The following is a 12,049-nucleotide window of genomic DNA, read 5'->3' on the forward strand; positions in this document are numbered from 1 at the left end:
GGCGGGCGCCGCCGGGGCGCGCGACGGAAGCCGGCGCGCGCCGCCCGGTCCGCCGGGGTGCGGGACGGTGGCCGGCGTGCTCATGCGGGCAGCCAGCGCCGGACGCAGGCCATCAGGTCGCCGGTGTCGACGGGCTTGGTGACGTAGTCACTGGCCCCCGCGGCGAGCGACTTCTCCCGGTCGCCGGGCATGGCCTTGGCGGTGACCGCGATGATCGGCAGCTCGGCGTACTGGGGCATCCGGCGGATCTCGGCCGTCGCCGTGTAACCGTCCATCTCCGGCATCATCACGTCCATCAGCACCAGGGAGACGTCCGGATGGTTCAGCAGCGTCTCGATGCCCTTGCGGCCGTTCTCCGCGTGCAGCACCCGGAAGCCGTGCAGTTCCAGGATGCCGCTGAGCGCGAAGAGGTTGCGCGCGTCGTCGTCGACGACGAGGACGGTGCGGCCGGACGGCGCGTCCTCGCCGGGCGGTGGCGCCACGCGCCGCGGTTCCTCCGGCCGGACCAGCGACAGGACGTCTCCGGGCTCCTCGGCCGACAGGTGCAGTGCGATCCGCTCGCGCAGCTCGTCGAGGCCGGCCAGGAACTCCAGCGCCCCGCCCGGCGCGTCGGAGCGCAGCCGCTCCTCCAGGGCCGGGTCCGCGTGGTGGCCCCGGTGCACCAGCACCGGCACGCTCGCCAGCGCAGAGTCGCCGCGCAGGGCCGCGAGGAAGCGGGACGTCTCGGCCTGCGGCAGGCCGAGGTCCAGGACGACGCAGTGGCAGGGGTCGGCGGCCAGCGCACCGGCCGCCTCCTGCGCCCCCACAGCGGTGATCACGTCGAGCGTGGGGCGGGTGCCGGTGTCGTCCCGGCCGTGCGTCAGATCCGCGACGACGCTCTCCGCGACGAGGGTGAGCAGCCCGCGCGGTCGCTCCTCCACGACGAGCAGCCGCCGGGGGCGCGGCCGGCTGCCGACCGTGGGCCGGGGTGCCGGTGCCGGACGGGCGAGCGCGTCGGCGGCTGCGCCGGGTTCGGCGGCCCGGCGGCCGAGCAGCTCCCCGTAGTCGGGGCGGGCGACGGGCAGGAACAGCGTGAAGGTGCTGCCCTGGCCGGGCGTGCTGTCCACCGTGACGGCACCGCCGAGCAGCTGGGCGATCTCCCGGGTGATGGACAGGCCGAGTCCGGTGCCTCCGTACTTGCGGCTCGTCGTGCCGTCCGCCTGCTGGAAGGCGCCGAAGATCGACTCCAGTTGCTGTTCCGGGATGCCGATGCCGGTGTCCTTCACCCGGAAGGCCACCACGGCGCCGCCGCGCACCACGCCGTCCGGAATCTCATCCTCCGCTGCGGGCTCGACGACCAGCTCCACGCCGCCGCGCTCGGTGAACTTCACCGCGTTGGACAGCAGGTTGCGCAGCACCTGGCGGAGCCGGGAGTCGTCGGTGAGCAGGTCGGCCGGGGCGCCGGCCGACGTCGTGACCGTGAACTGCAGGCCCTTCTGCGTCGTCATGGGCCGGAAGGTGGCCTCGACGTACTCGATGAGCTGCCGGAGCGTCACCCGCTCGGGGGCGACGTCCATCTTGCCGGCCTCGACCTTGGACAGGTCCAGGATGTCGTTGATGAGCTGGAGCAGGTCCGAGCCCGCCGAGTGGATGATGCCCGCGTACTCGACCTGCTTCGGGGTGAGGTTGCGCGAGGGGTTCTGGGCGAGCAGCTGGGCGAGGATGAGCAGGCTGTTGAGCGGGGTGCGCAGCTCATGGCTCATGTTCGCCAGGAACTCCGACTTGTACTTCGAGGCCAGCGACAGCTGCTGGGCCCGGGCCTCCAGCTCCTGCCGGGCCTGTTCGATCTGGAGGTTCTTCGCCTCGATGTCCCGGTTCTGCGCCGCGAGCAGGGAGGCCTTCTCCGCCAGCTCGGTGTTGGAGCGCTGGAGCTCGTCCTGCTGCACCTGCAACTCCGTCGACCGGGCCTGCAGCTCGGCGGTCAGGCGCTGGGACTCGGCCAGCAGTTCGTCGGTCCGGGCGTTGGCCACGATCGTGTTGACGTTGACGCCGATGGTCTCCATCAGCTGGGCCAGGAAGTCCCGGTGGATCTGGGTGAACGGGGTGACCGACGCCAGTTCGATCACGCCGAGGACCTGGTCCTCGACCACGATGGGCAGCAGCATCAGGGCGGTCGGCACGACCTGCCCGAGACCCGAGGAGATGGTGACGTAGCCGGGCGGCAGCTCGTCCACCGTGATGGTCCGGCGGCTGCGCGCGGCCTGGCCGACCAGGGTGCGGCCGAAGGGGATGCGGGTGGGACGGCTGCTGTCGTCGGGCGAGCCGTAGGAGCCGACGAGCCGGAGCTCGGGACCGTCGTCGCCGTCCTCGGCGAGGTAGAAGGCGCCGTACTGGGCCGAGACCAGCGGCACCAGCTCGTCCATGATCAGTTCGGCCACGACGGGCAGGTCCCGGTGGCCCTGCATCAGGCCGGAGATACGGGCCAGGTTGGTCTTGAGCCAGTCCTGCTCCTGGTTGGCCCGGGTGGTCTCGCGCAGGGACTCCACCATCGCGTTGATGTTGTCCTTGAGCTCGGCGACCTCGCCGGACGCCTCCACGTTGACGGACCGGGTCAGATCGCCCTCGGCCACGGCGCTGGCGACCTCGGCGATCGCGCGGACCTGCCGGGTGAGGTTCCCGGCCAGCTCGTTGACGTTCTCCGTCAGCCGCTTCCAGGTGCCGGAGACACCCTCCACCTCGGCCTGGCCGCCGAGCCGGCCCTCGGTGCCGACCTCCCGGGCCACGCGGGTGACCTCGTCGGCGAAGGCGGAGAGCTGGTCGACCATGGTGTTGATCGTGGTCTTGAGCTCCAGGATCTCGCCGCGTGCGTCGACGTCGATCTTCTGCGACAGGTCACCGCGGGCCACCGCCGTCGTCACCAGCGCGATGTTGCGCACCTGCCCGGTGAGGTTGTTGGCCATGGAGTTGACGTTGTCGGTGAGGTCCTTCCAGGTGCCGGCGACGTTCGGGACGTGCGCCTGGCCGCCCAGCCGGCCCTCGGTGCCGACCTCCCGGGCCACGCGGGTGACCTCGTCGGCGAAGGCCGACAGCGTGTCCACCATCGTGTTGATGCCCTCGGCCAGGGCCGCGACCTCGCCCTCGGCCTGCACCGTGATCCGCTGGGACAGATCGCCCTTGGCCACCGCGGTGGCGACCTGGGCGATCGAGCGGACCTGCTGGGTGAGGTTCGACGCCATCACGTTGACGTTGTCGGTCAGGTCCTTCCAGGTGCCGGACACGCCCCGCACCCGGGCCTGTCCGCCCAGGTTCCCGGCCGTGCCGACCTCGCGGGCGACGCGGGTGACCTCGTCGGCGAAGGCGGAGAGCTGGTCGACCATCGTGTTGATGGTGTTCTTCAGTTCCAGGATCTCGCCGCGCGCGTCCACGGTGATCTTCTGGGACAGGTCGCCCTCCGCCACGGCGGTGGCCACCTGGGCGACGTTGCGGACCTGGGCGGTGAGATTGCCCGCCATGAAGTTCACCGAATCGGTGAGGTCGCGCCAGGTGCCCTTGACGCCCTGCACGTCGGCCTGGCCGCCGAGCCGGCCCTCGGTGCCGACCTCGCGGGCGACGCGGGTGACCTCGTCGGCGAAGGCGGAGAGCTGGTCGACCATCGTGTTGATGGTGTTCTTCAGTTCCAGGATCTCGCCGCGGGCGTCGACGTCGACCTTCTGCGACAGGTCGCCCCTGGCCACGGCGGTGGCCACCTGGGCGATGTCCCGGACCTGCGTGGTCAGGTTCCCCGCCATGGCGTTGACCGAGTCCGTCAGATCGGCCCAGGTGCCCGAGACCCCCGGCACCTTGGCCTGGCCGCCGAGCCGGCCCTCGGTGCCGACCTCGCGGGCGACGCGGGTGACCTCGGAGGTGAACACCGACAACTGGTCCACCATGCCGTTGAAGACCGTGGCGATGTCGCCCATCAGGCCGTCGGTGTCGACGGGCAGACGGGTGCCGAAGTCACCGTCCCGCACGGCCGTCAGGCCCGCGAGGAGGCGGCGGAGCTCCTGATCCCCCGGTACCGGGACCGCATCGACGCTCCCGGTGCTGTCGCTGGTCATGCGCACCCTCGTTCCGCTCCCCAGGAGTCCTCCCGGCCGAGGACTCGGAACCCGCCCGGACCGTCGGTCGGCCCGGCCTGTTGTGCGTGCATTTCCGCAGTTCACGGATTTGCCCGATCAGAAAAATACGTCAGAGGCTAACCCACGCCCGGGGGCGGGACAAACGCAGGGGCACGGTCGTGCGCCCGGGGTCGCACCCCGGCCCGGGCGGGTCGCGCCGACGTGCCGCGGCGCACACCGAATGCGGGTGCGCAGGGCGGGTATCCGCTGCTGTGGGGCCGGGACGGCGCACCGGGGCCGCCCGGACCGGACCCGTCAGCGACCCGGTAGGGAAGGAGCAGCGTGCCGAGGGACAGGATCTGGTCGTACGCGCCGGACAGCGGGCATGCCGAGGGGCAGGACCTGACCGGCTGTACGGTCGTCGCCGGGGACGGGGCCGTCGGCCAGGTGGACCGCCAGGCCGACCATTTCGGCATGCGGCACCTGGTCGTCGACACCGGTGTCTGGGTCTTCGGGCGCAGCGTGCTGGTGCCGGTCGGGCTGATCACGGGGATCGACACCCGGGCGCGCAGGGTCACCGTGTCCTGCACCCGGGCCGACATCAAGGGGGCACCCCGGTTCCGGACCGACAGCCAGACCATGGACCGGGAGTACCTGGCGGCCGTGGGCGACTACTACGACCGGCTGCCGCCGAGGGAGACCTCCGCGACCTGAGCCCGGTGCCCGGACACAGCCGGCGGAATGCGGGGACACGACTGACATGGAGCCGACCGAGCAGACCGCCGCGCCGGTCACCGCCCTCTCACCCGACGAGGTGACCGGCCCCGCCGTGGCACGGGCGTACGCGGAGGCGGTGGTGCGCGAACAGTGGAGTGCCCACGGCCGCCGCCCGCGCGACGAGGACGTCATCGACCTGCTGCTCGTCGTCTCGGAACTGGTCACCAACGCGATCCGGCACGGCGGCGGACTGGCCGGGTTCGAGGCCCGCCCCGCCGCCGAGGGCGTGTGGGTCCGTGTCCACGACTACAGTGACGTGGTGCCCGAGGCCGTGTACGGATCGGCCCCGTTCCCCGCCGGGCACCGTGGCAACGGGTACGGCTGGCCGCTGATCGTCCGGCTGGCGCGGGAGCTCACCGCCGACCGGCGCCCCGGAGGCGGCAAGACGATCGGCGTGCTGGTGCCGGTGCGGGAGGCGCGCGGCCTGTGACCCGCACCGCCGCGTGGCGGTTCACCAGGGCAGGAAGACGTGGATGTCCTTGCCGCGCTCGTCGGTGACGACGCTGACCTGGTCGCACAGCGTGTGGATGAGGTGCCAGCCGATGCCGCCCCCGCCGTTGCTCGGATGGAAGGGGCGCGGCGCGGGCGGGGTGGTGTTGGTGTCGTGCATGATCACGTGCACGCCGTCGAAGGTACGGCGCAGCCGCAGCTGGAAGGGGCCCGGGGCATACTGCACCGCGTTGGCCGCCAGTTCCGTCACGACCAGGAGGATGTCGTCCCAGTGCTCGGGGGCCGCCGGCGGCGCCACGCGCGAGAGGTCGTAGAGGAATTCCTCCGTGACCAGTCGCGCACCGGTCACATTGTGCAGCTCCCCGGTGAAGCTGGCGGTGCGGTTCGTGATCTCCTCGGAAGCCAGTGTCCTGTCCCAACGCGACTCGGCTGCCATCTCGCCTTCCCTGGCCCGGCCTGCGGCTGGGCTGTCGTCCTCTCCCTTGCGTCCCCTTCGTTTGTTAGTTCCCGTGCGGGCCGAGGCTACGCGCCCGTATGCCGGACCGTGTCACGTGACGGGGAGTGACGGTCCGAGCGCTCATCGTCCGCCGGTGGACCGCGGGCCGGAATGCGCGGCCGGTCCGGCGGGCACACGGACTGCGGAACACCCCGCAAGCGCTCCGCTGGAGAGCGCTCGGTTGTCCAACTTCCCGACCACCAGGAGATCCTGATGACCGGTTACGGCAGTTCTTCCGCAGCCTCCAGGTCCGGCACGAACGGCCTGGCCGTCGCGAGCCTCGTCTGCGGAGTCATCGGCGTGTTCGTGTTCAGCGTGATCCTCGGGCCGATCGCGATCGTGCTGGGCGTCCTCGGGCTTCGGCAGGCACCGGCGAAGGGCGGGTCCGGCCTGGCCAAGGCAGGCGTGGTGCTCGGCGTCGTCGCCCTGGTCCTGTACGCCGTCCTGCTCGCCGTCGGCGGGTTCAGCTGGTACGTCGGCGGCTGACCCGGCCCGCGCCGCGGGTCAGCGCAGGAACACGTTGTCCGAGTCGTCCCAGGCCGCGGTCTCGTCCGGCAGAGACCGCGGCCGGCGCGACCGGGCCTCGTACATCGCGTCGATCTCGGCGGCGTAGGTCCGCACGATCTCGTCGCGGCGCAGCTTCATCGAGGGCGTCAGCAGCCCGCTGGCCACGTCGAACGGCTCCGGCAGGATGCGGAAGACCCGGATCGACTCCGACCGCGACACCGCGCTGTTGGCGGCGGCCACGGCACGGGCGACCTCCTCGCGCAGCGCGTTCTCCTCCCGGGCCTCGCGCAGCGCCGCGTCACCCGGCAGGGCCAGCCCCGCCCGCCAGTGCGTCAGGAACTCCGGGTCCAGCGTGATCAGCGCTCCGACGCAGGGCCGGTTGTCGCCCACCACGACCGCCTGGTGGACCAGGGGGTGCATCCGCAGCCGCTGCTCCAGGGCGGCCGGGGCCACACTCTTGCCGCCGCTGGTGATGATGATGTCCTTCTTGCGGCCGGTGATCGTCAGATAGCCCTCGTCGTCCAGCTGGCCGAGGTCCCCGGTGGCCAGCCAGCCATCGCGCAGCGCGGCCCGGGTGGCGGCCTCGTCACCGATGTAGCCCTGGAACACCGACGGGCCGCGCAGCAGGATCTCCCCGTCGTCGGCCACCCGGACCTCGGTGCCGGGCAGGGGCCGGCCGACGGTGCCGGACTTCTCCCGGCCGAGCGGCTGCATCGTCACCCCGCCGCTGGTCTCCGTCAGCCCGTAGCCGTCGTGCACGTAGATGCCGATGCCCTCGTAGAAGAGCGACAGCTCGCGGCTCAGCGGGGAGCCGCCGCAGGTGGCACGCCGTACCCGGCCGCCGAGCGCGGCGCGCAGCCGGCGGTACACCGTCCGCTCGTACAGCGCGTGCTGCAGCCGCAGGTCGAAGCCGGGGCCCGCGCCTCCGGTCAGCCGCTGCCGCTCCAGGGCCGCGGCGAAATCCCGCGCCGTGTCCGCGGCCCGCTCGAACAGCCCTCCGCGGCCCGCCTGCTGCGCCGTGCGCAGGAAGTTCTTGTAGATCTTCTCCAGCAGGGACGGCACGGCGTAGAGGTAGGTGGGCCGGAAGGAGAGCAGGGCCGAGGTCAGCGCCGCCTCGGTCATCTCCGGCTCGTGGCCCATCAGCAGCCCGCCGCGGATGCACAGGCCCTGGATCATCAGCCCGTACACATGGGAGAAGGGCAGGAAGGCGAGGACGGCGCCCTGTTCTCCCGGCGGTGCCACGGTGTGCCCCCAGCCGGCGAGCAGCGTGTCGCAGACGCCGGCCAGGCCGCGGTGGCTCAGCGCGCAGCCCATGGCCCGGCCGGAGGATCCGGAGGTGTAGGCGACGACCGCGGTGGAGTCCGGCAGCACGATGCGGCGCATGGAGTCCACGGTGGGTGGCGGGATGAACTCCCCTCGGGCGGTCAGCTCCTCCAGCGCTCCGGCGTCGAGCTGCCAGACGTGGCGCAGTCCCGGCAGCGAGGCGCACACCGAGCCGACCGTCATCACGCTCTGCTCGTCCTCGACCACCACGGCCACGCAGCTGGCGTCCCGGAGGATCCACTCGACCTGCTCCCGCGAGGAGGTCGGATAGATGGGGACGACCTCGGCGCCCACCGTCCACAGGGCGTAGCTGAGCACCGTCCACTCGTACCGGGTACGTGCCATGATCGCCACGCGCCGGCCGGGCGCGATCCCGGACGCGATCAGGCCCTTGGCCAGGCCGGCCACCTCGTCGCGAACCTCCGCGGCCGTCACCTGCTCCCACTCGGCCGAGGCCGGGCCGGGGCGGCGGGCGAGCAGCGGCCGGGCGGGGGTGCGGGCCGCCGTGTCGAAGAGACTGTCGGCGAGCCCTCCCGTCAGGGGCGGGGTGGCCGGGGGAGCGAGGGCGACGTGGCGCATGCGCTGCTCCTGACAGGTACGGGGTGTGACGGAGCCGACGAGCACCGTCATCGGCGGTGCTCGAATCTATCCGAGGCGGCAGCGGGCGGGGGCGGGGACGGCAGAAGTGTGTCCGCTTTGATGATCTCGGCGGAATGGGGGGACCCGGACGGCATGAGTTACACGAATCCCGACCCCGAACCCGAACGCACCTCCGGCCTGGAACCGGGGGGCGGGGTGCCACCCGGCGAGACACCGCCCGCGGAGAGCAGCCTGCCCGAGGCGGGCCCGAGGGAGGACCACAACCCGCCCAAGGGCTGGGCCAAGGCACCGCTGACGCTGATCCTGGCGGTGGTGCTGCTGGTCGCCGCCGGCCTCCTGGCCTACGCGCTGGTCCTGATCCTGTGACCGGCCCGCCGGGCCCGACGGACGGAACGCCTCACTCCTGGGTGCGGCGCACGCACCCGGTGACGACGTCCCGCAGACTCCCCGTGCGCTGAAGCAGGTCCCGCTGCACCTGGGCGCCGTTGCCGCTGCGCAGCAGCTCGGCGGAGGCCGAACGGGCACGGTCGAGGTCGCCGTCGGTGGCCAGCGCCTCCCCGACGTGCTCCAGCAGCGCCCGAACGACCGCCTCCGCGGGCATCCGCCGCATGGTCGCGGGGTGCAGCAGCTCTCCGGCGAGCCCGGAACGGGCGGCCCGCCAGGCGGCCAGCCGCAGCAGGCTCACACTGGGGTCGACCGGCTCCAGGCCCTCCCGCCACTCCCGCGCGGCGGTCTCCACCAGGGCCCTGGCGAGTGCGGCCACCAGGACCGCGGTCCCGGCGTCCAGGCAGACGTCGGCGACCCGGAACTCCACCGTCGGGTAGCGCTCGGACAGGCGGACGTCGAAGTAGACCATGGCGGTGTCGAGGATGGTGCCCGTCGCGACCATGTCCGCGACCCGGCGGTGGTAGCGCTCGGCCGAACCGAAGAGTTCGGTCGGACCGGCCGACGGCCAGCGCTGCCACACCCGGCTGCGGTAGCTCTGGTAGCCCGAGTCCTTGCCCTGCCAGAACGGCGAGTTCGCGCTCAGCGCGGCCAGCACCGGCAGCCACGGCCGTACCCGGTCGATGACCGCGACGCCCTCCTCGTCGGACTCCACGGAAACATGCACATGACAGCCGAGGACGAGTTGCTCCTGGACCACCACGCCGTACTGCTCGGCCATCCACTGATACCGGCGGTTCACGCCGACCGCGGGGGTGACCGGGAGCGGGGAGGTGGCCAGCGCGGCGACGGCGCAGCCGATCTCCCCGGCGTACTCCGCCGCCTCCCCGCGGCACCGGACGATCTCGGCGTGGAGGCGCGCCATGTCCGTCTGCGGATGCGTGGCGAACTCCACCATCTGGTCGTGCAGTTCCTTCTCGAAGACGTCCTGCCCGGCGTCCTCGTGCTCGGCCCGGGCGAGCACCGCCGCGGACAGCGCCCGCGGCTCGCCGGACTCGGGATCGACCAGGAGGAGTTCCTCCTCCACTCCGACGGTGCGCACCGCGATGCCGCCCTTCTGTAATTCCTGCACAGCGACGACCAGGATTCTCGGTCGTACGACCCCGGATGCCCCTTACCGGCGGGTCGAACACCTGGTCGTGCCGCGCGGGCTCACAGATCGGCCGGCATCAGCCACACCGTCGCCAGCGGGGGAAGGGTGATCCGGACACCGCCGTCCTCCGGCTTGACCGGGTCGGGGTTGATCACGCCGCTGCCGCCGTAGGGGGCGGCGTCGGTGTTGAGGACCTCCCGCCAGGCGACCACGTCCTCGGGGACGTCGAGCCGGTAGTCGTGGCGGACGACCGGGGAGAAGTTCGACACCGCCAGCAGCGGGGTGCCCGCCGTGTCGAACCGCAGGAACGCGAGGACGTTGTCCTCGGCGGCGTCCACGGCCACCCACCGGAAACCGCCGGGATCGGTGTCCCGCTGCCACAGTGCGGGCGTCGCCCGGTAGCGGGTGTTCAGGTCGCGCACCAGGTCCCGCACCCCACGGTGGTCGCCCGCCGAGTGGTACCCGTCGTCCAGCAGCCACCACTCGGGACCCTGCTGCTCGGACCACTCCGCCCCCTGGGCGAACTCCTGCCCCATGAACAGCAGCTGCTTGCCCGGGTGGGCCCACATGAACCCCAGGTAGGCGCGGACGTTGGCGCGCCGCTGCCACCAGTCGCCGGGCATTTTCGACACCAGGGCCTGCTTGCCGTGCACGACCTCGTCGTGCGAGATCGGCAGGACGTAGTTCTCGCTGTAGGCGTACACCATCGAGAAGGTCATCTCGTGGTGGTGGTACTTGCGGTGGACCGGCTCGTGGGAGATGTACTCCAGCGAGTCGTGCATCCAGCCCATGTTCCACTTCAGCCCGAAACCGAGGCCGCCGGTGTCGGTGGGCCGGGTCACCCCGCCCCACGCGGTGGACTCCTCGGCGATCGTCACCACGCCCGGGCACCGCCGGTAGACGGTGGCGTTCATCTCCTGGAGGAACGCCATGGCCGCCAGGTCCTCCCGGCCGCCGTAGGCGTTGGGCTCCCACTGGCCGGAGTCGCGCGAGTAGTCGAGGTAGAGCATCGAGGCGACCGCGTCGACCCGCAGACCGTCGATGTGGAACTCCTCGCACCAGTACACGGCGTTCGCCACCAGGAAGTTGCGCACCTCGGTCCGGGCGAAGTCGAAGGTGTACGTCCCCCAGTCCGGGTGCTCCGCCCGGCGCGCGTCCCCGGGCTCGTACAGCGGGTCGCCGTCGAAGCGGGCCAGCGCCCAGTCGTCCTTCGGGAAGTGCGCCGGCACCCAGTCCATGATCACGCCGATGCCGGCCCGGTGCAGGGCGTCGACCAGGAACTTGAAGTCGTCGGGCGAGCCGAGCCGCGCGGTGGGCGCGTAGTACGACGTCACCTGGTAGCCCCAGGACGGGCCGAAGGGGTGCTCGGCGACCGGCATCAGCTCGACGTGGGTGAAGCCGAGGTCCTTGACGTAGGCGGGGAGCACGTCGGCCAGCTCCCGGTAGGTCAGGCCCGGGCGCCAGGAGGGGAGGTGGATCTCGTACACCGAGAACGGGGCCTCGTGCACGGGCGTGTCGGCGCGGTGCCGCATCCACTCCTCGTCGCCCCACGTGTAGTGGGACGCCGTCACCACGGACGCCGTGTTCGGCGGCTCCTCGGCGAGGCGGGCCATCGGGTCGGCCTTGAGGAACCGGTGGCCGTACTGGGAGGTGATCTCGAACTTGTACCGGGTGCCCTCGCCGACGCCGGGCAGGAACAGCTCCCACACCCCGGACGCGCCGAGGGAACGCATCGGGAACGCCGTGCCGTCCCAGTACGTGAAGTCCGCGGCGACCCGCACGCCGCGCGCGTTCGGCGCCCACACCGTGAAGCGGGTGCCGGCCACGCCCTGGTGGGTCATCGGCTCGGCGCCCAGCGCCCGCCACAGCTGCTCGTGCCGGCCCTCGCCGATCAGGTGCAGGTCCAGCTCGCCGAGCGCCGGCAGGAACCGGTACGGGTCGTGCACCTCGTGCTCGCCGGCCTCGTACGCCACCAGCAGCGTGTAGCCGGGGACGGCGTCCAGCGGGAGCACGCCCGAGAAGAGGCCGTCGCCCTCCGAGGCGAGGGGGTGCCGCTCGCCGTCGACGACCACGCTCACGGCGCGGGCGAAGGGCCGCAGCGCCCGGAAGGCGACGCCGCCGGACACGGGGTGGGCGCCGAGCAGCGCGTGCGGGTCGTGGTGGGCGCCCGCCAGCAGGCGGCCCCGGTCGTCGGGGTCCAGCGGCGGCGCGGTGCCGACCGGTCCGGTGGCGGACGGGACGGGACCGGACGGCTCGGGGAGCGAGGTGTCACGGAGGGCCATG

9 protein-coding genes are annotated in these 12,049 nt (G+C 72.3%); 4 read left to right on the forward strand and 5 right to left on the reverse strand.

The window, feature by feature from the left end; translation table 11 throughout:
* Positions 1-80: 80 nt before the first annotated feature.
* Positions 81-4,076 carry a HAMP domain-containing protein gene (locus ACLGIH_RS31805; RefSeq protein ID WP_416528739.1) on the reverse strand — a complete coding sequence of 1,332 codons (3,996 nt, stop codon included), beginning with the start codon at positions 4,074-4,076 and terminating at the stop codon, positions 81-83.
* 342 nt (positions 4,077-4,418) lie between these two features.
* Between ACLGIH_RS31805 and ACLGIH_RS31810 the strand changes: the two genes are divergently transcribed.
* A complete protein-coding gene (locus ACLGIH_RS31810) occupies positions 4,419-4,790 on the forward strand; it encodes a PRC-barrel domain-containing protein (protein WP_416528740.1) in 372 nt (123 codons plus the stop codon).
* 46 nt (positions 4,791-4,836) lie between these two features.
* Positions 4,837-5,283 carry an ATP-binding protein gene (locus ACLGIH_RS31815; RefSeq protein ID WP_416528741.1) on the forward strand — a complete coding sequence of 149 codons (447 nt, stop codon included), beginning with the start codon at positions 4,837-4,839 and terminating at the stop codon, positions 5,281-5,283.
* 21 nt (positions 5,284-5,304) lie between these two features.
* On the opposite strand, the gene ACLGIH_RS31820 is transcribed toward ACLGIH_RS31815, so the two are convergent.
* Entirely contained in the window at positions 5,305-5,739 is a 435-nt protein-coding gene (locus ACLGIH_RS31820) for an ATP-binding protein (protein ID WP_416528742.1), read from the reverse strand.
* Positions 5,740-6,012: 273 nt separating this feature from the next.
* Between ACLGIH_RS31820 and ACLGIH_RS31825 the strand changes: the two genes are divergently transcribed.
* On the forward strand, positions 6,013-6,285 hold the full coding sequence (locus ACLGIH_RS31825; protein ID WP_416528743.1) for a DUF4190 domain-containing protein: 273 nt from the start codon (positions 6,013-6,015) through the stop codon (positions 6,283-6,285).
* Between the two features lie 18 nt (positions 6,286-6,303).
* Here ACLGIH_RS31825 and ACLGIH_RS31830 read toward each other — a convergent pair whose 3' ends face one another.
* A complete protein-coding gene (locus ACLGIH_RS31830) occupies positions 6,304-8,208 on the reverse strand; it encodes an AMP-dependent synthetase/ligase (RefSeq protein WP_416528744.1) in 1,905 nt (634 codons plus the stop codon).
* Between the two features lie 153 nt (positions 8,209-8,361).
* Here ACLGIH_RS31830 and ACLGIH_RS31835 point away from each other — a divergent pair, with 153 nt between their 5' ends.
* Positions 8,362-8,595, forward strand: a complete 234-nt coding sequence (locus ACLGIH_RS31835) for a DUF6480 family protein (RefSeq protein ID WP_416528745.1) — start codon at positions 8,362-8,364, stop codon at positions 8,593-8,595.
* 31 nt (positions 8,596-8,626) lie between these two features.
* Here ACLGIH_RS31835 and ACLGIH_RS31840 read toward each other — a convergent pair whose 3' ends face one another.
* Positions 8,627-9,715 carry a glutamate--cysteine ligase 2 gene (locus tag ACLGIH_RS31840; RefSeq protein WP_416529531.1) on the reverse strand — a complete coding sequence of 363 codons (1,089 nt, stop codon included), beginning with the start codon at positions 9,713-9,715 and terminating at the stop codon, positions 8,627-8,629.
* 110 nt (positions 9,716-9,825) lie between these two features.
* Positions 9,826-12,048, reverse strand: coding sequence for a 1,4-alpha-glucan branching enzyme (gene glgB, locus ACLGIH_RS31845; RefSeq protein WP_416528746.1), 2,223 nt, complete (start codon positions 12,046-12,048; stop codon positions 9,826-9,828).
* Between the last annotated feature and the right edge of the window lies 1 nt (position 12,049).

It is taken from the genome of Streptomyces hamibioticus (assembly GCF_047946815.1).
In the GTDB taxonomy this organism is placed as follows: Bacteria; Actinomycetota; Actinomycetes; order Streptomycetales; family Streptomycetaceae; genus Streptomyces.